The sequence below is a fragment of the Paenarthrobacter sp. YAF11_1 genome, from assembly GCF_052113445.1.
Taxonomy (GTDB): Bacteria; Actinomycetota; Actinomycetes; order Actinomycetales; family Micrococcaceae; genus Arthrobacter.
Window position 1 is genome coordinate 148125 of sequence record NZ_JBFRDF010000016.1, and the last position, 19506, is coordinate 167630.

Consider the following 19506-nt stretch of genomic DNA (forward strand, 5'->3'; position numbering starts at 1 on the left):
GGTTACCGCGATGGGGAGACATGCCCATGTGCACAACGCGGGCAGAAGACGTTAAAGAACGACGGCGGCCGGTGCGGTTCGCGGGGAACCGTACCAGCCGCCGTCGGGACCCAACTGAGTCGCACCAGTGCGCGTTTTGAGCGGTCAAACGCGCTTAACCGCGACTCAGTAGGGGGAGGACTAGTGTGCTGCCGGAACGTAGCGCTTGATGGAGGCTTCCAGCTCGGCTTCGGCAGCGGCGCGGTCGCCCCAGCCCTCGGCCTTGACCCACTTGCCGGGCTCCAGGTCCTTGTAGCGCGTGAAGAAGTGCTCGATTTCCTTGATCAGGAATTCGCTGACGTCGCTGACTTCCTGGATGTGGTCGAAGCGTGCGTCAACGGGGACGCAGAGGACCTTGGCATCTCCGCCGCCGTCGTCGGTCATGTTGAAGACGCCGATGGGGCGGGATTCAACAATGACGCCCGGGTGGAGGTCGAAGTCCTGCAGGAGCACCAGTGCGTCCAGCGGATCGCCGTCTTCGCCCAGGGTGTTCTCGAAGAAACCGTAGTGCGTGGGGTACTGCATGGAGGTGAACAGGACGCGGTCCAGGCGGACACGGCCGGTTTCGTGGTCAACTTCGTACTTGACGCGCGATCCCTTGGGGATCTCGATGGTCACGTCGTGCTTCATGGAATGCTCCTTGACGGGTGTGGGTGGGGCGTCGCTCCGCCGAAGCGGCCGTCACGGGTGACGGTGCCTCAGGCAGGCTGCTCAGCCCGGGGCTGGCGGCAGGCAAAAGGACAGCCGGTGCCGCCGACTACTATTGAGGATATAGCGAGAGGCCCGGGTTTCTTGAACCGGCGGGGACATTTCAGGACTGACAGGACCAAGCAACTTACATGATGGGCGTTAAAAACGGGGGTGCCCGCTGGGTATCTTCGGCGTGGGGGCGCTTGAAATGGCCGGTGCTGTTGGCCGGAGTCCTGCTGTGCCTCGGTGCCGTGGTGGTGGCCGGTATGGTGCCGGGTCTGCTGGCCATGCCCAAGCCGCCACCCCCGGTGCCCGCCTGGCAGCAGGAGCCAGATCGCTTGGCTGACGTCAGCGGAGTGCTTCCCCTGAATCCCGATGCTCCCCTTCCAATCCCCGCTGAAGTTGCCCGGCAGCTTGATGCCACGCTGAAACCGGTCGGCGGAGGCAGTATCAGTGGCATGGTGATGGACGCTTCCACCGGCAAGGTCCTCTTTGACCGCGACGCCGACGCCAACCGGATCCCTGCCTCCAATATGAAGTTGCTGACCGCCGTGGCTGCGCTGAAAGCCCTCGGTCCGGAGTCCCGCTTCACCACGCGGGTGCTCGCTTCCGAGGACCCCTCAACAGTGGTATTGACCGGGGGAGGGGACGTCCTGCTGGGTGCTTCATCATCGGATCCGGCTGCTGTTCTTGGGCGCGCCGGTCTCGCTTCGCTGGCCTCGGATACTGCGGCGGCTTTGGCTGCGGCCGGCATCAAGGGACCGGTCACCGTGCAAGTGGACGATTCACTCTTCGCCGGCGCGCCCCTTAACCCTGCGTGGAGCCTGGACGACGTCGCCGCCGGCGAGACGGCACCGTTGTTTTCCCTCGCGTTGAACTCAGGCCGCTACGCTCCGGATGTCTTGACAGGTCCGCGCCCTCAGGATTCCGCCGTCACTACCGCCCAGGCGTTCGCCGAACAGCTGGCGGCTGCCGGCGTTGCGGTGAGTCCCGGCGTCGAACGCGGCAAGGGTCTCCCCGCCAAGGTGCTGGCGGCCGCGGAATCGGCCACAGTCAGCGAGCAGGTGGACCTCATGCTCGAGTCCTCGGACAACTTCCTCGCCGAGGCGCTGGGGCGGATGACCGCCTTGGCTTCCAGTCAAAAGGCCACGTACGACGGCGCCACTGCGGCCGTGCGGCAACGGCTGGGGGAGTTGGGGATCGCCACCGGTTCGATGCAGTTGGCCGACGCCTCCGGACTGGCGTTGGAAAACCAGGTCAGTGCCCGCCAGTTCGCCGAGGTGGTCCGTGCGATCACCAGCGGACCGGACCTCTCTCTGCGCACCGCGCTTGACGGGTTCCCGGTGGCCGGGCTGACCGGAACCCTGGACGACAGGTATGTGGACGCCACTACCGCGGAGGGCGCCGGTCTGGTCCGGGCCAAGACGGGGACGCTTAATACGGTGATCGCTTTGAGCGGTTACGTGGTGGACGCCGACGGGCGTTTGTTGGTGTTCTCCTTCATCGGCAACGACCTTGAACCGGGGGCTGCTGCCAACAAGGTGGCCATGGACCGGTCGGCGTCGGCGTTGGCCTCGTGCGGTTGCCGGGGCTGAATGCTCCGCGCGGAGCGAACTTAAGAGCCCGCTGTCAGCCTCGTGTGGTGTGATGGTCCGTATGGTGTCATCTGCCCGCGATTCGTCAGCAGGGGCCCCGTCCCTGATCAATTGGGACCTGGCCGCCTCTACGGCTGCCCGGCTTGCCCCTCCCGGTCCGGAGATTAGTGCCGGGGAGATTGGCAAGGCGGTGGAGAACCTGCGCTTCAACGCGGATATCTCCGTCCCGCACGTCCACGACATCACCGGTCTGGAGGCCGCCAGGGACCTGCGTGACTCGCACGTCCTGGTGGTGGACCGGGCCTCGTGGTCCAAAGCCAATACCCAGAGCTTCGCGGTGATGCTCCAGCCCGCGCTGAAGACGATGCTGGACAGCCGCAACGGTGTGGCCATGACTCCCGCCGCGGCCGCTGCCAGCGGAGCCATCACCGGCACCCAGCTTGGCGCCGTACTCGCATTCCTTTCCAGCAAGGTTCTTGGCCAGTACGATCCCTTCGCGGCACTGGCCCCCGATTCCAACGCTCCCGCGGGTGGCCGGCTCCTGCTCGTGGCGCCGAACATCATTTCCGTGGAGCGCGAACTCAACGTCCACCCGGACGACTTCCGCCTTTGGGTCTGCCTGCATGAACAAACCCACCGCGTGCAGTTCGCGGCCGCGCCCTGGCTCCGGCACCACATGCTCGACGAAATTGAGAAGCTCAGCGGCAACCTCCTGGGCAATATGGACTCCCTGGTGGAGCGTGCTGGTGCGGTGGCCAAGTCCCTGCGCGACCGCACTCCCTCAGACAAGACTCCGGGCCGCGGCGCCATCCTGGACCTTCTCCAGAACCCTGAGGAAAAGGCGTCCCTGTCCCACATCACAGCCGTCATGAGCCTCCTCGAGGGCCATGCCAACGTGGTGATGGATGCCGTTGATTCGAGCATCGTTCCCTCGGTGAAGACCATCCGCCAGCGCTTCAACGAGCGCGGCAAGGACCGCGGCGTAGTGGAGAAGTTCATCCGCAACCTCCTCGGCCTGGATGCGAAGATGCGCCAGTACACCGATGGCGCCAAGTTCGTGCGCGAAGTGGTTGCCGTGGCAGGCATGGAAGGCTTCAACCGGGTGTGGGAATCCGCCGAGTATCTCCCCACCGAGGAAGAGATCCACAACTCCAAGCTGTGGCTTGAGCGGATGGGGCTTTGAGCGTTCCTTCCGGTTCTGCCGTCGGTTCCGGCGTCGATTCCGCTGCCGGTCCCGGCGGTAAGGGTCGACGGCGGCCCGGGCGTCTTGCGCCGGTCGTCGGCAAGGCGCGGAAACAGTTGCAGAACGCCTTGGCCTCCGCGGGTTACCCCCAGCGGGTGCTCGTTGCGTGCAGCGGTGGGCCGGATTCGCTGGCCTTGGCAGCCATTGCCGCGTACTTTGGCCGGCGTGGCCACGTCGATGGACATCCGGTAGCTGTTGCCGGTGTGGTGGTGGATCATCAGTTGCAGCCGGGTTCTGCAGAGGTCGCCTCCCGGACTGCCACGGTGCTGCGCGAGCTGGGTCTGTCTCCGGTGGAAGTGCGCACCGTAGAAGTCGCGGCCACTGGGTTCGGGCCCGAGGCTGCGGCCAGGGACGCCCGGCATGCTGCGTTGGAATCTGCTGCTGAGGACCTGGCGTGTGATGCGATCCTTCTCGGCCACACCCTGGACGACCAGGCTGAGCAGGTGTTGCTGGGCTTGGCCCGTGGTTCGGGGACTCGGTCTTTGGCGGGGATGAGGCCTGCCCGTGGTCGCCTTCTCCGCCCCTTCCTGGGCCTTCGTCGAGACGAGACCCTGGAAATCTGCGAGGTCGAGGAACTTTCCCCCTGGCACGATCCCAGCAACGCCGACCCCGCCTTTGCCAGATCCCGGACCCGCGTGGAAGTCATGCCTGTCCTGGAAGAGAAGCTGGGGCCGGGGGTCGCCGAGTCGCTTGCCCGGACCGCCGCCATCCTGCAGCAGGACGCCGATTTCCTCGAAGATCTGGCCAACGAGACCTATCTCTCACTTGTCCGGCGTGAAGGCGGCGACGCATGGCTTCCAGAAGACGCCGTACGTGGGCTGCCGGCAGCGCTGAGGTTCCGTGTCATCGCGAAGGCTGCCGCCGACGTCGGGGGTCAACAACCCGGCTACGGGCGCCTCCAAGCTGCGGAAGCGCTGCTTCGACGCCAAGGGTCAGCCGGGCCCGTGGAACTTCCCGGCCACGTCAGTGTCTACCGGTTGTCCCTCAGCGATTTGGAGCAGGAGCGTTCGGTTTCCGCCGGTGCTCCGGCTGCCAGTAGTGCGCGTGATTCGGCCGACGGCGGTCCCCGCGAAGCCGCGCGCTGTGGGAAGCTAGTATTCCGGCATCAGAAACCGTCCCAACAGTAGCCGCACCCGAGCATCAAAACAGGAGCCATTGGTGGATTCAAACGACGTCCAGGCAGATCTCAAGCACGTTCTTTACACCAAAGAGCAGATCCAAACGCGCATCGCGGAACTCGCGGCGCAGATTGACAAGGACTACGAGGGCCGCGACATCTTGGTCGTCGGTGTCCTCAAGGGTGCGGTCATGGTCATGGCTGACCTGGCGCGCGCACTGCACAGCCACGTCAGCATGGACTGGATGGCTGTCTCGTCCTACGGTTCCGGTACCCAGTCTTCCGGCGTTGTCCGGATCCTCAAGGACCTTGACACCGACCTCATGGGCAAGGATGTCCTGATTGTTGAGGACATCATCGATTCCGGACTGACCCTTTCCTGGCTCAAGTCCAACCTCGAGTCCCGTGGCACGGCCAGCGTCGAGATCTGCACGGCCTTCCGCAAGCCGACCGCCGCCAAGGTGGAGATCGACGTCAAGTACGTTGGCTACGACATCCCCAACGAATTCGTGGTGGGCTACGGCCTCGACTACGCCGAAAAGTACCGCAACCTGGACTTCGTGGGCACCTTGGCCCCGCACGTCTACGAGTAAGCGCACTTCTTCTCTTCACGCCGCCGCGCCCTTTTCCGCCGTTCGCGCCTGTAACCTCTGGTGCGTGTAGCGGGTGTGGGTGCGGTGTTTGTGCTTAAGGGGTGCGAGGGGCGGTAGCGGGCGCAGATGGCGTGAATGGGTGCAGCCGGCGGCTTTTTTTGGGTCGCGCCCTTTTCCGCCGTTCGCACCCGTAACCTCTGGTGCGTGTGGCGGGTGTGGGTGCGGTGTTTGTGCTTAAGGGGTGCGAGGGCGGTAGCGGGCGCAGATATCGAATTCCTGAGCCTGCCGCCGCGACAACCCCTCGCGCTAGACTGGACCATGACCGGTGCTCCTGCCCGTCTTCTGGCGTGGCTCGCCGTCATGGCGACTCTCCTCACGGCCTGCACTCCTGCGGTCGATCTCACTGAGCCCGGTTCCGGTCAACCAATCACATCCGCGTCTGCTGCGCCAGCGACGGGTGACCTTGAACCGGCCCCGTTGCCGAGCGCCACACAGACTCCTGTGCCCCCGCAGCCCCCACCTCCACCCGCGCCGCCGGCTGTGCCTCAGGCTTTTGCCCTGAACCTCTACCAAGACGGGGATTTCGTCCCTCAGTACACCTTTGACTGGTGTGTGGCCGCGAGCATCCAAATGGCACACAACCTCATCGATGACACCGGAGGCGGAACCTGGGCATCCTCGGCACAGCAAAGCGAGCTGTGGGAGATGGCACGTGCGAGGTCATCGAATTCATTCAACGGCGCCAACCCCCGGGGCTGGGCGCAGGTGTTGACTGAGGTCGGAATGGGCCCATACGCGGTAGTCAGCATCGCGAATTATGAGGACACGTTGCAGACGGCGGCGCGTGCCATCGCCGAGACCGGCAGGCCGGTGGGGTTGGTTATGTGGAGCGGGCGACATGCTTGGGTCATGAGCGGCTTTGAATCCATGGGTGATCCCGCCCAGTTTCCGGAATTCCAAGTAACGGGGATTCGAGTCCTGGATCCGCTCTATCCTCACGGCAGCGGGCAGTGGGGTCCCTCGCCGGAGCCCAACAGTCTGCTTACTCCTGGGCAGTTGGCCACACAGTTCGTGGTCCGTGAGCCCCGGCGGTGGAGCACAGACCTGCCCGCCGGTTACTTGCTGGTGCTTCCGGTCGCGGCTTGACGCAACCCGGTGCCTGACGCCGCACGCAAGGAACGAAGCCCACCGTCGTTCAAAATACGCGCAAACACGCGGGGGTTCATCATGTCGGACCAGCCCCAGCGCACAACAGTGAGGCCTAGGGCCCGCAGCCCATTCTCGCGGGTCTTCTCTGCCATGACTACCTGCTGGATGGTCTGGTTTCCCCGCAACTTTTTTCTCAGATACTTTCCGTGTCCATCGAATTCCCCCACTAGATCGAGTTCGGGCCACCAGAAATCAGTTCGGGCCGTTCTCCCGTTTCCCAGCGTAAAAGAACCTTGAATGTTGGGCATGGGGAAGTTGAGCAAGATCATTTGTGCCCGGCTCATGGATTCCCCCACTGATTCGGATTTGTCTGAGGATAGATCCAGAATCGATGCGGCCCGTCGTTTTCTTGAAGAGCTCGTGAGAGCGGAGACAGCGTCAGCCAGTTCGTCGACGCGCGCCGGAGGACCCCACGCTTTGTCCTTGTTCCAGTTGTCGACCTCTGAATCGTCGCCCAACTCATGGTTTCGTCGACTGGAGTCCACAACGGCCAAGGCCTCAGCAAAATTCAGGGCGGCGGCAAGCTCCATGGTGGTGCGGACCTTGCCAGTGACCCGGAAGTCGCCAAGTTGGGCGACCCCGGCGTCAAAGGACCCCAAGCTTCTCCGGATCCCGTGCTTGGACCTGCCGCCTCTTGGGTCTCCAGTGACGGTGCATAAGCCCTTCGGCACACCCACAACGCCGAGCCCCCAAAGGAGTGCGGCTGTCTGCAGGTTGAACAAGGGCGCGGTTTTGGTCGTATTCACCAGCGCGGCTGCTTGGAGTCCGTGCCGCTGACGCTCGTTCAGTTCCGCCCAATATGCCGAGCGTGTATAAGCGCCCCGTCGGACCCGGACCAGCTCGCCACGCTTGGCCTGCTTCGCGAGGTGGCGCGCGTCCTGCCCGATACGTGTCGCATCTGAAGCAAGTATGAGTTCTGGAATGGCCATGGGTTCCACGCTCCACTTTCTTGAGCGAAGGCGAAAGCACTGGTCAGAGCTATGTGGAAAAGCAGCATCGAGACCACGCCGAAGAAACCAAGGAGGTGACCTGCCAGCAACACTCAGCGAGGCAACGCAGCCCTCAGAACCGCACCCGTTTCCGCCGAGCGCGCCCGCTCCTCAACATGCCCGCACCCACTTCCGCCATCCGCACCAGTGGTTGCGGGTGCGGATGGCGCTAGTGGGTGCGGCGGTGGTGGTGGGTCTGCGGGTGCGGATGGCGCTAGTGGGTGCGCCGGCGGCGGTGGTGGTGCTGCGGGTGCGGATGGCGCCAACGGGTGCGTATGGAGGAAGTGGGTGCGCCGGCCTGCCGCGCCGGGTGGTGCCGCGCCGGGTGGTGCTGCGGGTGCGGATGGCCCCAACGGGTGCGTCGGAAACCGAGGCACGAGAGAACCCGCCCGCCGAGCAAGCGCAAAACCCCTGTTCCAGCGCCCCCGACGCGAGTATCCTGTGTACGCCCAGAGGGAACTTTTGGACTTTCCGGTGCGTGAATTACTGGGAACGGTGTATAGCTTGAAACTGAAGCAGCACCACTCGCGCGCAGAAGTTGCGCCTTGCAGCACTACCAGGAGGGACGGGGCAAAACCCCGATCAGATGAAAGCTAAGAGTTTCTTCAAGGGCCCGGGCATCTGGATTGTTGTCGTCGTTGGCTTGCTCCTGGTGGCATTCGCAACACTGGCTCCGGGCGGTTCAACGCGCATTGACACCAAGGAAGGCCTGGAACTCCTTTCCCAAAGCGGGAAGGTTGAGCAGGCCAAGATTTTCGACGCCGAGAACCGCGTTGACCTGGTGCTCAAGGACAACCTGAACCTGGACGGCCAGGACAAGGGCAAGAATGTTCAGTTCTTCTACGTCACGGACCGTGGTCCGGATGTGGTGAAGGCAGTCACCAACGCCAACCCGGAAAAGGGCTTCACGGACCAGCCGATCGAGAACAACTGGTTCTCCGGCCTGTTCTCGCTGCTCATCCCAGTGTTGCTGCTCGGTGTCCTGTTCTGGTTCCTGCTTTCCCGTATGCAGGGTGGCGGCTCCAAGGTCATGCAGTTCGGCAAGTCCAAGGCCAAGCTGGTCAACAAGGATATGCCGCAGGTGACCTTCTCCGACGTTGCCGGTGCTGACGAGGCTGTGGAAGAGCTCCAGGAAATCAAGGAGTTCCTCCAGGAACCGGCCAAGTTCCAGGCTGTTGGCGCCAAGATCCCCAAGGGCGTGCTGCTTTACGGCCCTCCAGGTACCGGTAAGACGCTGCTTGCCCGCGCTGTTGCCGGTGAGGCAGGCGTTCCCTTCTTCTCCATCTCCGGCTCGGACTTTGTCGAAATGTTCGTCGGTGTTGGTGCTTCCCGCGTCCGTGACCTGTTTGAACAGGCCAAGGCCAGCTCTCCCGCCATCATCTTCGTGGACGAGATCGACGCCGTTGGACGTCACCGTGGTGCCGGGATCGGCGGCGGCAACGACGAACGTGAGCAGACGCTGAACCAGCTCCTCGTGGAGATGGATGGCTTCGACGTCAAGACCAACGTCATCCTCATCGCTGCCACCAACCGCCCGGACGTCCTGGACCCCGCGTTGCTTCGCCCGGGCCGCTTCGACCGCCAGATCACCGTGGAAGCCCCTGACATGATCGGCCGCGAGCAGATCCTGAACGTTCACGCCAAGGGCAAGCCCATGGCGCAGGGTATCGACCTCAAGGCTGTTGCCAAGAAGACCCCGGGTTACACGGGTGCCGACCTGGCCAACGTCCTGAACGAAGCCGCACTTCTTACCGCGCGTTCCAACGCCAACCTGATTGACGACCGCGCACTGGATGAGGCAATCGACCGTGTCATGGCCGGCCCGCAGAAGCGCAGCCGCGTCATGAAGGAACTTGAACGCAAGATCACCGCGTACCACGAAGGTGGGCACGCTTTGGTTGCCGCTGCCCTGCGCAACTCGGCGCCGGTCACCAAGATCACCATCCTTCCCCGTGGCCGCGCACTCGGCTACACCATGGTGATTCCTGAGGACGACAAGTACTCGATCACCCGTAATGAACTGCTGGACCAGATGGCCTACGCCATGGGCGGCCGCGTCGCTGAGGAAATCGTGTTCCACGACCCCTCCACCGGTGCTTCCAATGACATCGAGAAGGCAACCTCCACTGCCCGCAAGATGGTCACGCAGTACGGTATGAGCGAACGCGTTGGCGCTGTGAAGCTGGGCCAGGGCGGCGGCGAGCCGTTCCTCGGCCGCGACGCCGCACAGGAACGTAATTTCTCCGACCAGATCGCCTACGTGGTGGACGAAGAAGTGCGTCGCCTCATTGACCAGGCCCACGACGAGGCCTATGCCATCCTCACGGAAAACCGGGACGTCCTGGACCGGCTGGCACTGGAACTCCTTGAGCGCGAAACCTTGAACCAGGCTGAGATTGCCGAGATCTTCCATGACATCCGGAAGCGCGATTTCCGCGAGATCTGGCTGTCCAAGGAATCCCGCCCGGTCCAGTCGATCCCGCCGGTGGAAAGCCGCGCAGAAAAGGCTGAACGCGAAGCCCAGGAGGAAGCCAAGAAAGCCCGTCTGGACGAGCCGCTGGACGTCGTCGCTCCGCATGCCCAGGGGGTCAGCAGCCAGGACTCTTTCCAGGCACCGCGACCCGACGGCGGCAACGACTCCCCGCATCACGGCTAAGCTATCTGCCGTGACTCATTTCGACGACGACGACGACCTCGCCGCCGCCCACGGTTCCGCCGCGGGCTCCACGCACTCCCACAAAGTGGACCGTCCGCGCATCGAAGCGGCGGTCCGCGAGATCCTCCTGGCTATTGGTGAAGACCCTGAGCGTGGCGGCCTCCAGGACACGCCCAAGCGCGTGGCCAAGGCGTACGCCGAGGTTTTTGCGGGGCTCCACCAGCACCCGGCGGATGTCCTTTCCACCACGTTCGATCTCGATCATGAAGAGCTTGTCCTGGTAAAGGACATTCCCTTCTACTCGACGTGTGAGCACCACCTTGTGCCGTTCCACGGAGTGGCACATGTCGGTTATATTCCGTCACATGACGGGAAGGTGACCGGCCTCAGCAAATTGGCGCGGCTGGTCGACATCTACGCACGCCGGCCGCAGGTGCAGGAACGCCTCACCACTCAGATCGTTGAGGCGCTGGTGAAGCACCTCAACCCGCGTGGTGCGATTGTGGTCGTCGAATGTGAACACATGTGTATGTCCATGCGCGGCATTCGCAAGCCCGGCGCAAAGACCGTCACCAGTGCGGTGCGCGGTCAACTCCATGACCCGGCCACCCGCGCCGAGGCCATGAGCCTCATACTCGGAAGGTAAGCACTATGGACTCCCTCGCTGCAGCACCCGGAACCGGCCCGGCCACAAGCCCGTTGCCGATTCTCCGCAAACCGCGCCCCGCGGCCAGGTTCGAGGACCTGCCAACGGACCGCACGCTCGTCATGGGAATCCTCAATGTCACCCCGGATTCCTTTAGCGACGGCGGCACCCACCGGACGCCGGATACGGCCATCGCGCTCGGGTTGCGTATGTTCTACGCCGGCGCGGACATCATCGACGTCGGCGGCGAGTCGACGCGCTCGGGCGCCGAGCCGGTTTCCCCTGAAGAAGAACAGCGCCGTGTCATTCCGGTGATTCAGGCCTTGGTCAAGGCTGGCGCGCTGGTCAGCATCGACACGATGCACACGTCCACTGCTGACGCGGCCGTGGAGGCTGGCGCGGCCATCATCAACGACGTCTCGGGCCTGACCATCGAGCCCGGTATGCCTGAGCTCGTGGCCCGGACCAAGGTCCCGTACATCCTCACGCACCGCCGCGGCGACGCCATCACCATGGACAGCCTGACGGACTACAACAACGTGACCGAGGACGTGGTGGCTGAACTCAGCGGCGTCCGCGACAAGTTGTACGCAGCGGGCGTTGCCCCGGAGCAGATCATCATTGATCCCGGAGTCGGTTTCTCCAAGAACGAGGACCAGAACTGGGAAATCCTCAAGAACCTTGATCAGCTCTTCGGGCTGGGCCACAAGGTGATGGTGGCTGCTTCCCGCAAACGGTTCCTCGGTTCGTTGCTCACGGTTGCGGGCAAGTCGGCTGCTCCGCTGGAACGCGATGCCGCCACCGCTGCAATCACCGCTTTGAGCGCCACGAAGGGCGCCTGGGCTGTCCGGGTCCACGACGTCGGCCCCAGCCTTGACGCCGTCAAGGTCGCCGCCCGCGTCGCCCGCTGATAGGAAACGCTGTGGACAGGATCACGCTGACCGGCGTCACCGCCGTCGGTTATCACGGAGTGTTCGACTTCGAGCGCCGTGACGGCCAGCCTTTCGTGGTGGATGCCGTGCTCCATACAGATTTCACCAAGGCTGCTGAGACAGATGACCTCCAGGACACAGCTCACTATGGTGAAGTTGCCGAGCTGATCACCCGGCACATCGAGGGCGAGCCCTTGAACCTGATTGAGGGCCTGGCCGTCAGGATCGCGGAGGGCATCCTCGCGAACTACAGCGTGGCCGCCGTCGACGTCACCGTCCACAAGCCCAAGGCCCCCATTGAGGTGCCGTTTGGCGACGTTACTGTCAGTGTGCACCGGGAGCGAACATGACATCCGGCTACACCAAGGCCATCTTGGCCCTCGGCAGCAACCTGGGGGAGCGCAACGACACCCTTTCCACTGCGGTTGCGGCCCTGGTGGATCCGCCGGAGGTGCGGCTCCTTGGTGTTTCCCCGGTGGTGCAGACCAAGGCAGTCGGCGGTCCGGAAGGGCAGCCGGACTTCCTGAACATGGTCATGGCCGTCGAAACCACGTTGACCCCGTTGGAGCTCCTGAAGCATTGCCACGAGGTTGAACAGCAACATCACCGCACCCGTGAGGTGCGCTGGGGTCCCAGGACCCTGGACGTAGACATTATTGTGTTCGGCGACACCGTCAGCGACGATCCCGTCCTCACGATTCCCCATCCGCGGGCAGCCGAACGCGCTTTCGTGCTCTATCCGTGGTCGCTGTTGGATCCGCACGCTCAGTTGAACGGGCGCAGTGTTGCTGAGTTGTCCGCCGTCGCCGCTGACATGCCGGATATCCGGCGTTTCGATGGTTATGGCGACATCGCCGGCGTGCCTGCGACGGGAGCGGTGGAGCAGTCATGAAAGCAATGCGCCCGGTAGTTCTGGTGCTCATCGCCGTCATTGCTGCGGTCATTGGGTGGTTGGCAACAGCCACCACCAACCGTCTCAGCATGCCCACCCCGGTCCTGCCGGTATCCGCGCTGGTGACCATGGCCGTCATCGCCGGTCTCACGCTCATCATGGGCATTCGTGTCCTGCGCTGGCGCAACGGCAAAAAGAAGAACTTGCTCAATCCGATTCTGGCGGCCAGGACGCTGATCCTTGCCCAGGCCTGCGCCTATGCGGGAACCCTGCTCCTTGGCTGGCATGCCGGAATTTCGATGGACCTTCTCCGCATCGACAGTTTGCGGGGCGGCGAAGGAATACTCTGGAATGCCCTGCTGATGGGCGGCGGTGGCGTGGCGATGGTGGTGGTTGGGCTCGTAGTGGAGCGTTTCTGCCGGATCCCGCCCGAGGATCTTGAAGGTGGCACTGCCGGACCGGGGACCCGTCGCGGCGAAACCAAGGGTGAAGGCGAGTATGCATACCGAGGCGATTGATCCTCCCGGCGTCCAGTGGATGCGGGTTTCCCCGAAGTACGTCACCGTGCGCTTGGTTGAGTGGGCCATCGGCAACGTGCTGATGCTGGCGGTCCTCAGTTTGCCGCTCATTTTCGTGCTGCTCGGGTGGTGGCGCTGGCCTCCGTTGTGGCTCGCCATCACTGTTCCCGCGGTGATGTTCGTCCTGGCGCTGTGGCGGCTGGTATTGATTCCCCGCCAAGTGCGCGCCATCGGCTACGCAGAACGCGACGACGACCTCCTCATCCGCCGCGGCATCTTTTTCCAGCGCACCATGGTGGTTCCCTACGGCAGGATGCAGTACGTGGACGTCGCGGTTGGGCCGGTTGAACGCAGTTTGGGACTGTGCACGCTCAAACTCCACACGGCATCAACCGGAACCAACGCGCACCTGCCAGGACTTCCTGCCGAGGAAGGCGCACGGTTGCGCGAACAGCTCTCGGCCCGTGGAGAAGCCAGGCTGGCCGGGCTGTGAGCCCGGAAGACAGTGCGGCGGTGAGCCTGCCGGATCAACCGGAAGCAAAGGTCGACGGCGACTGGAACCGCGTCCACCCGGCGTCACCTTTTGTTCGCGGCTGGGTGGCGCTTGCCGCCGTCGGGTTCTTCTTTGGCCGTGACGCTTTTGAGCGCATGTTGCAGGGCAGGGATTTTCTGGATCCGAACCTGAGCGGCCGGGTGCCGTGGCTTTTGGCCGGCGGAGCCGTGGTGCTGTTGTTGACGGTGGGCAGTTTCATCCTGAGCTGGTATTTCACGCGGTATCAGGTGGCCGAAGGGTACGTGCGGGTCAACACCGGTTTCCTGTTCAAGCAGCAGCGGCAGGCCAGATTGGACCGTGTCCAGGCCATTGACATTGTTCAGCCGCTTTTGGCGCGGATCTTCGGCCTCGCTGAACTCAAGTTTGAAGTGGCCGACGCCGGCGAGTCAGCGGTGCGGCTCGCTTACCTTCCGCTCGCTCAGGCGAAGCAACTGCGCGCCACCATCCTTGCGCGGGCCGCCGGCGTTGTCAGCGAGCCCGGCAAGGAAGAGGAAATTCCTGAGGCGCCGGAGCATGTGGTGCTGTCCGTGCCCCCGGCGCGGCTCATCGGGTCGTTGGTGCTGAGCGAGCAAACCGTCGGCATCCTGATCGGTGCCGCCGTGGTGGTTGCCGTCTCCGTTTTCACGGAGAACCAGACGCTGTTCCTGGCGCTCATCCCCGGCATCCTGGGCATCGGTGCCGCGTACTGGAACTCCTTCAACAAGGGCTATAACTTCACGGCAGCGATTTCGCCGGACGGTATCCGCCTTCGATACGGTCTCCTGGATACCCAGGCGCAGACCCTGCCTCCCGGACGCATTCAGGCAGTGATGGTGACGCAGCCGCCCCTCTGGAGGATTTTCGGTTGGTATCGGATGCACGTCAATGTGGCCGGTTATGGGGTGTCGGGCAGTACCGAGGGTGCCGCCCGCACCATGCTGCTGCCCGTCGGCATGAGGCCCGATGTCCTGCGGATGATGTCTTTGGTGCTGCCGGACCCGGGGGTCGAGGACCCGGAGCGCGTCTTCACGGCCGGACTGGATGGGCTGGCTCCGGCCGGGCCCGACGCCGCCCCGACGGATGAATTTGTCACCACACCCCGCCGCGCACGGTTGCTGGCTCCGCTTGGCCGGCGCCGCAACGGATTCCTTGCCACGCGAACGGCCCTGTTGATCCGGTCCGGCCGTTGGTGGCACACGCTGGTCCTTGTGCCGCATCAGAGGACGCAGTCCATGGCGCTCCATCAGGGGCCGTTGGCCCGCCGCTTCGGAGTGGCCGATCTGGTCCTTCACACCACCGCCGGACCTGTTTCTCCCCGGGTCTTCCAAGCTGATGCCGGGCAGGCCGTGGAACTCTTCGACCAACAGGCTGCCCGCGCCCGCGAAGCCCGGAAACGGCAGACGAGCGAGCAGTGGCTGGCGCAGGTGGCACCGCAGGCTCCGGAGGTTGCAGCCGCAGCGGAAGTTGCCCCCACAGCGGAACAGCCGCCCCAGCCGGCACAATCCGCGCAGCAGGCCCGGCCAATCCAGCAGGAACACCCCCACACTTCACCGCAACAGGAGGACCGCCACGATGGCTAGGCCAGGACGACTCGGAGTCGGAATCATCGGCGCCGGCAAGGTGGGTGCCGTGTTGGGTGCCGCTTTGCGCGCGGCCGAGCACGCCGTCGTCGGGGTTTCCGCTGTGTCGGAGGCGAGCCGTGAGCGTGCCGAAAACCTGCTGCCCGGTGTTCCGGTCCTGGAGATCCAGGACATCGTGGAGCGCTCGGAACTGGTGCTGCTGGCCGTTCCGGACGATGCCCTCGGGGAGTTGGTGGCGGGGCTCGCCAAGCTGGGCGCCTGGCAGCCCGGCCAACTGGTGGCACACACGTCCGGCCGGTTCGGCGTAGGCATCCTCAACCCTGTCCGAGCGGTGGGCGCGATTCCGCTGGCGCTGCACCCGGCCATGACTTTCACGGGCATGAGCCTGGACCTGACCCGGCTCATGGATTGCACCTTTGGCGTTACCGCGGATGCGGCCATGCTGCCGATCGCACAAGCCCTCGTGGTGGAGATGGGTGCCGAGCCGGTGGCCATTGCCGAAGCCGACCGCACCCTCTACCACGCGTCCCTCGCGCACAGCTCGAACCACATGGTCACGTTGGTGGCCCAGGCATCCCAGATGCTGCGGGAGATCGGCGTCGAAAACCCTGAGTCCATGCTGGGTCCGCTGTTGCGCGCCACGCTGGAGAATGCCCTTGCCTCCGGCGAATCTGCACTGACGGGTCCCGTGGCGCGTGGGGATGTGGGTACCGTTTCGGCGCACGCCCAGGCACTGAAAGAGTACGACGGCGGTGCGGGCGGCGATGTTCTCGCGGCCTACCAGGCCATGGCGCGGGCCACCGCACGCCGGGCGGAAAACCGCGGGCTCCTGCGGCCCGAACAACTGAATGAGATCGACGATGCCTTGGGTGCCGACCCCAAGTCGCCGGAAGGACACTGAACAGCATGGCCATCAAACTCGTGACTACCGCGGCGGAACTGCGTGCCGAAAGCGCACGCTTGCTGGCATCGAAGGGCGGCAATTCTCAGGGATTGGTCCCCACCATGGGTGCCCTGCACTCAGGCCACGCAGCGCTGGCCCGGACGGCTGCGGCCGAGAACGACGTCGTGGTGGCCACCATCTTCGTCAACCCGCTGCAGTTCGGTGACGCCGTGGACCTGGACCGCTACCCGCGCACGCTTGACGCCGACATGGCCCTGTTGGATGCCGAAGGCGTGGATCTCGTCTTCGCCCCGTCCGTTGATGAGGTGTATCCCGGCGGCCAGCCCCTGGTGCGGGTTACCTCCGGACCGCTGGGCGAAAAGTGGGAAGGCGCTTCGCGCCCCGGCCACTTTGACGGCGCTCTCACCGTGGTGGCCAAGCTGCTGCATTATGGACTTCCTGGAGGTGCTGGCGTTGACGGCACGACGGCGGCTTACCGGGCTTACTTTGGCCAGAAAGACGCGCAGCAGCTGGCTTTGGTGAAGCGGATGGTCTCGGACCTGAACTTCCCGGTGGAGATCGTTCCTGTGCCGATCGTTCGCAGTGAGGACGGACTGGCCCTTTCGAGCCGAAACAGGTTCCTTTCCGATGAGGAACGAGAAGCCGCTCTTGTGCTGTCGCGTGCTTTGCACCTTATTGAGTCCCGCGCGAACGCGCATGAACCACTGGACCTGGACTCCGCCGTCGCACTTGTTGAATCCCAACCGTTGGTGGAACTGGACTATTTCGACGTCGTCGACCCCATGACGCTGGAGCCGCTCGCCGAGAACTGCAAGGAGACGCCGTTCCGCGGGGAAGGGCTGGCGATCATCGCGGCCAAGGTGGGGCCGGTGCGGCTCATCGACAACGCTCCTTTGCTCTCCTAGCGTTTGTTCTCCTGGCGTTAGGAATTTTTCTACTGACGGGAATTGGATACGCGCTTAGACTGTTCTAGTCTTCACCGGCATCGATCGCCGGACACCAAATCCAACCCTTGGGGAACCCTCATGTCTACCGACGTCACGTCCGACGCCAACGGCAAGCCTGAATCCGGAGCATCCGGTTCGGTCGCCTCTGCAGAGGCAACGCCTTCCCAGGCCCCGCAGATTCCGGCGTCCCCAGGGCCGACGTCACCAGGACCGGCGTCGCAGGCGCCGGTGTCCGGGAAGATGTCACGTGAATCCGTGACGGTCATTGTCACCCTTCTGGTGGCAACCTTCGTGGTGATCCTCAATGAGACCATCATGAACGTCGCCCTCCAGCGGCTCATGACGGACCTCCAGGTGAGTGCGTCCACTGTGCAGTGGTTGGCTACCGGCTTCATGCTGACCATGGCCGTTGTCATTCCGACAACAGGGTTCATCCTTCAGCGGATGAGCACCCGCGGGGCGTTCATGCTGGCCATGGGACTCTTCAGCGGCGGAACGCTGCTGGCCGCCTTGGCGCCGGGTTTCCTGGTGCTTTTGCTGGCGCGCATCGTTCAAGCCGGCGGTACTGCCATCATGCTGCCGCTGCTGATGACCACCATCCTGACGCTGGTACCCATGTCCAAACGCGGTGCCGTCATGGGCAATGTCAGCATTGCCATCTCGGTTGCTCCGGCCATGGGCCCCACCGTTTCCGGCATCATCCTGGACAACTTCTCCTGGCGCTTCATGTTCGTGTTCGTGCTGCCTGTTGCCTTGGCGGCTTTCGCGATAGGTGCCAAGTACCTCACCAACGTGGGGGAGCGCGAGAAGACCACGCTGGACGTGCCTTCCGTCATCCTCACTGTTCCCGCGTTTGGTGGACTGGTTTACGGCCTGAGCCAGATTGGTGGCGCCGAGGCCGGCGTTGTGCCCGTGATCGCGCTGGTAGTTGGAGTCGTCTGCTTGGCGCTGTTCGTCTTCCGGCAGCTCAAGCTCCAGAAGTCCGACGCCCCGCTGCTGGATCTTCGAGCCTTCAAGTTCCGCATGTTCACAGTGTCCACGCTGCTGATGGTCGTCGCCATGATGGCACTGTTCGGTGGTGTGATTCTGTTGCCGCTGTACCTGCAGAACACCCTGCACCTGGAGCCGTTGGAGACTGGCCTGGCACTGCTGCCGGGCGGTTTGGCCATGGGCCTCCTGGGTCCGGTCATTGGACGGATTTTCGACAAGGTGGGCCCCCTGCCGCTCACCGTCTCCGGCTCGGTGCTCATGGTCCTGACGCTGTGGCAGTTCTCCCGCCTGGATGAGGGAAGTTCCCTCGGCTGGGTTATTGCCCTGCACGTCACCCTGAGCCTCGGCCTTGCCCTGCTCTTTACGCCCGCGTTCACCACGGGCCTGAACCCGCTGCCGCCGCACCTCTACTCTCACGGATCGGCGATCATCAGCACCGCGCAGCAGGTTTCCGGAGCAGCCGGGACGGCGCTGCTGGTGTCCATCTACGCGGTGGTCTCAGCGTCTTCGAACCAGGTCGCCGGCATGCAGGCGGCGTTCATGGCCGCCACTGTTATCGCTGTTGCTGCAGTGGTGCTTGGCGCCATGATGCGCAAGACCGAAGGCGCAGGAGGGCACGGGGGTCACTGACCCGCGGTTGCTACTACCGGTTTCCCCGCAAAGCTCTCCCACCTTGGTGGGGGAGCTTTGTCGGTTAAGGGGGTGGCGACGATCGGTGAGGGTGGCGGTGTTTGGCGAGTGGTGGTGCCGCCGGCGGCGGCGGTCATCCTCGGCGCGCTCGGTCGTGCCGCGTCCCCTTTCCGGCCCTCTCTCATGTCCCTCGGGCTTCAGGCCGATGCTCTCTCACATCCCTCGGGTTTCCGGCTGACGCTCTTTCATCTCCCTCGGGCTTCAGGCCGACGCTCGCTCATTTCCCTCGGGCTTCAGGCCGACGCTCGCTCACTTCCCTCGGGTGTGGTTGGGGGTTCGACGGCGGTGGTGGGGTTGTGTGATGGGCTTCACTTGGGCTGGTGTGGGGTGTGTTGGGGCGGTTTTGGGGTTGTTTACCCCGTGTTTGCGGGGTTTTTGGGTGGTGGTGGGGTGGATTTGGTGTGGGGGTGGGGCGCGTGTAAAGTTATTCGAGTCGCCGCCGCTGATGCGGAAAGTTAGCGACCGACTCCCTTCAAATTGCCGGTTTCGGTGGTGCTTTTGTGTGCCGCTGGTTGGTGTGGGGGGCCCGGGTTCTGGTTTGCTTTGTGCGGCTGGTTCGGGTAAGTTTGAAAAGTTGCTCCGGAGCGATCCTGGACCCTTGTGGGTGTGGGTGGTGCYGGTAGTGTCTGTTGTTTGAGAACTCAATAGTGTGCCAAGTTTGTTGATACCGATTGTTTTATCAATTGGTTGAAATTATGGCCAGTACTGTCGCGCACCCCCGTGTGTGGTGGTCTGGTTTTCAGC

Annotated in this window: 18 protein-coding genes; 16 read left to right on the forward strand and 2 right to left on the reverse strand. The window is 63.9% G+C overall.

The window, feature by feature from the left end:
- Window positions 1–180: 180 nt before the first annotated feature.
- On the reverse strand, window positions 181–669 hold the full coding sequence (locus tag AB4Y77_RS20520) for an inorganic diphosphatase (RefSeq protein WP_024818962.1): 489 nt from the start codon (window positions 667–669) through the stop codon (window positions 181–183).
- Window positions 670–881: 212 nt separating this feature from the next.
- Here AB4Y77_RS20520 and dacB point away from each other — a divergent pair, with 212 nt between their 5' ends.
- The 5 genes from dacB to AB4Y77_RS20545 all read left to right on the forward strand — a co-directional run bounded on the left by dacB (window position 882) and on the right by AB4Y77_RS20545 (window position 6423).
- The gene (gene dacB, locus AB4Y77_RS20525) at window positions 882–2324 is read left to right on the forward strand and encodes a D-alanyl-D-alanine carboxypeptidase/D-alanyl-D-alanine endopeptidase (RefSeq protein WP_442015185.1); all 1443 of its coding nucleotides are present in this window, start codon (window positions 882–884) and stop codon (window positions 2322–2324) included.
- 61 nt (window positions 2325–2385) lie between these two features.
- Window positions 2386–3507: a zinc-dependent metalloprotease gene (locus tag AB4Y77_RS20530; protein ID WP_442015172.1), complete on the forward strand. Its 1122-nt coding sequence runs from the start codon at window positions 2386–2388 to the stop codon at window positions 3505–3507.
- Window positions 3508–3623: 116 nt separating this feature from the next.
- On the forward strand, window positions 3624–4694 hold the full coding sequence (tilS, locus tag AB4Y77_RS20535) for a tRNA lysidine(34) synthetase TilS (protein ID WP_442015186.1): 1071 nt from the start codon (window positions 3624–3626) through the stop codon (window positions 4692–4694).
- A 31-nt stretch (window positions 4695–4725) separates the two neighbouring features.
- A complete protein-coding gene (hpt, locus tag AB4Y77_RS20540; protein WP_026540856.1) occupies window positions 4726–5277 on the forward strand; it encodes a hypoxanthine phosphoribosyltransferase in 552 nt (183 codons plus the stop codon).
- Between the two features lie 318 nt (window positions 5278–5595).
- Window positions 5596–6423, forward strand: coding sequence for a hypothetical protein (locus AB4Y77_RS20545; protein WP_442015173.1), 828 nt, complete (start codon window positions 5596–5598; stop codon window positions 6421–6423).
- On the opposite strand, the gene AB4Y77_RS20550 is transcribed toward AB4Y77_RS20545, so the two are convergent.
- Complete coding sequence (locus tag AB4Y77_RS20550) at window positions 6393–7415, reverse strand: hypothetical protein (protein WP_442015174.1); 1023 nt, start codon at window positions 7413–7415, stop codon at window positions 6393–6395. The two genes, AB4Y77_RS20545 and AB4Y77_RS20550, sit on opposite strands and share 31 nt — an antisense overlap.
- 646 nt (window positions 7416–8061) lie before the next feature.
- Here AB4Y77_RS20550 and ftsH point away from each other — a divergent pair.
- From ftsH to AB4Y77_RS20605, 11 genes are all read left to right on the forward strand, one after another.
- On the forward strand, window positions 8062–10131 hold the full coding sequence (gene ftsH / locus AB4Y77_RS20555; RefSeq protein WP_311215415.1) for an ATP-dependent zinc metalloprotease FtsH: 2070 nt from the start codon (window positions 8062–8064) through the stop codon (window positions 10129–10131).
- A gap of 10 nt (window positions 10132–10141) precedes the next feature.
- The gene (gene folE / locus AB4Y77_RS20560) at window positions 10142–10777 is read left to right on the forward strand and encodes a GTP cyclohydrolase I FolE (RefSeq protein ID WP_311215416.1); all 636 of its coding nucleotides are present in this window, start codon (window positions 10142–10144) and stop codon (window positions 10775–10777) included.
- A 5-nt stretch (window positions 10778–10782) separates the two neighbouring features.
- A complete protein-coding gene (gene folP / locus AB4Y77_RS20565; RefSeq protein WP_442015175.1) occupies window positions 10783–11688 on the forward strand; it encodes a dihydropteroate synthase in 906 nt (301 codons plus the stop codon).
- A gap of 11 nt (window positions 11689–11699) precedes the next feature.
- Window positions 11700–12059, forward strand: coding sequence for a dihydroneopterin aldolase (folB, locus tag AB4Y77_RS20570; RefSeq protein WP_311215418.1), 360 nt, complete (start codon window positions 11700–11702; stop codon window positions 12057–12059).
- Complete coding sequence (gene folK, locus AB4Y77_RS20575) at window positions 12056–12601, forward strand: 2-amino-4-hydroxy-6-hydroxymethyldihydropteridine diphosphokinase (protein WP_311215419.1); 546 nt, start codon at window positions 12056–12058, stop codon at window positions 12599–12601. Before folB ends, folK begins: the two co-directional genes overlap by 4 nt.
- Entirely contained in the window at window positions 12598–13119 is a 522-nt protein-coding gene (locus tag AB4Y77_RS20580) for a DUF3180 domain-containing protein (RefSeq protein ID WP_442015176.1), read from the forward strand. The genes folK and AB4Y77_RS20580 overlap by 4 nt, the downstream gene beginning before the upstream one ends.
- Window positions 13100–13612, forward strand: coding sequence for a PH domain-containing protein (locus AB4Y77_RS20585; protein ID WP_311215421.1), 513 nt, complete (start codon window positions 13100–13102; stop codon window positions 13610–13612). The genes AB4Y77_RS20580 and AB4Y77_RS20585 overlap by 20 nt, the downstream gene beginning before the upstream one ends.
- Complete coding sequence (locus tag AB4Y77_RS20590) at window positions 13609–15231, forward strand: PH domain-containing protein (RefSeq protein WP_442015177.1); 1623 nt, start codon at window positions 13609–13611, stop codon at window positions 15229–15231. The genes AB4Y77_RS20585 and AB4Y77_RS20590 overlap by 4 nt, the downstream gene beginning before the upstream one ends.
- Window positions 15224–16132: a Rossmann-like and DUF2520 domain-containing protein gene (locus AB4Y77_RS20595; RefSeq protein ID WP_089593202.1), complete on the forward strand. Its 909-nt coding sequence runs from the start codon at window positions 15224–15226 to the stop codon at window positions 16130–16132. The genes AB4Y77_RS20590 and AB4Y77_RS20595 overlap by 8 nt, the downstream gene beginning before the upstream one ends.
- A 5-nt stretch (window positions 16133–16137) precedes the next feature.
- Complete coding sequence (gene panC, locus AB4Y77_RS20600) at window positions 16138–17040, forward strand: pantoate--beta-alanine ligase (RefSeq protein ID WP_442015178.1); 903 nt, start codon at window positions 16138–16140, stop codon at window positions 17038–17040.
- A gap of 120 nt (window positions 17041–17160) precedes the next feature.
- The gene (locus AB4Y77_RS20605; RefSeq protein WP_442015179.1) at window positions 17161–18702 is read left to right on the forward strand and encodes a DHA2 family efflux MFS transporter permease subunit; all 1542 of its coding nucleotides are present in this window, start codon (window positions 17161–17163) and stop codon (window positions 18700–18702) included.
- Window positions 18703–19506: the final 804 nt, after the last annotated feature.

Excerpts from the sequence above, each read along its gene's own strand:
- AB4Y77_RS20520 (WP_024818962.1), bottom strand. The coding sequence starts at position 669 with ATGAAGCACGACGTGACCATCGAGATCCCCAAGGGATCGCGCGTCAAG.
- dacB (WP_442015185.1), top strand. The coding sequence starts at position 882 with ATGGGCGTTAAAAACGGGGGTGCCCGCTGGGTATCTTCGGCGTGGGGG.
- AB4Y77_RS20530 (WP_442015172.1), top strand. The coding sequence starts at position 2,386 with ATGGTGTCATCTGCCCGCGATTCGTCAGCAGGGGCCCCGTCCCTGATC.
- AB4Y77_RS20545 (WP_442015173.1), top strand. The coding sequence starts at position 5,596 with ATGACCGGTGCTCCTGCCCGTCTTCTGGCGTGGCTCGCCGTCATGGCG.
- AB4Y77_RS20550 (WP_442015174.1), bottom strand. The coding sequence starts at position 7,415 with ATGGCCATTCCAGAACTCATACTTGCTTCAGATGCGACACGTATCGGG.
- ftsH (WP_311215415.1), top strand. The coding sequence starts at position 8,062 with ATGAAAGCTAAGAGTTTCTTCAAGGGCCCGGGCATCTGGATTGTTGTC.
- folP (WP_442015175.1), top strand. The coding sequence starts at position 10,783 with ATGGACTCCCTCGCTGCAGCACCCGGAACCGGCCCGGCCACAAGCCCG.
- folK (WP_311215419.1), top strand. The coding sequence starts at position 12,056 with ATGACATCCGGCTACACCAAGGCCATCTTGGCCCTCGGCAGCAACCTG.
- AB4Y77_RS20580 (WP_442015176.1), top strand. The coding sequence starts at position 12,598 with ATGAAAGCAATGCGCCCGGTAGTTCTGGTGCTCATCGCCGTCATTGCT.
- AB4Y77_RS20585 (WP_311215421.1), top strand. The coding sequence starts at position 13,100 with ATGCATACCGAGGCGATTGATCCTCCCGGCGTCCAGTGGATGCGGGTT.
- AB4Y77_RS20595 (WP_089593202.1), top strand. The coding sequence starts at position 15,224 with ATGGCTAGGCCAGGACGACTCGGAGTCGGAATCATCGGCGCCGGCAAG.
- panC (WP_442015178.1), top strand. The coding sequence starts at position 16,138 with ATGGCCATCAAACTCGTGACTACCGCGGCGGAACTGCGTGCCGAAAGC.
- AB4Y77_RS20605 (WP_442015179.1), top strand. The coding sequence starts at position 17,161 with ATGTCTACCGACGTCACGTCCGACGCCAACGGCAAGCCTGAATCCGGA.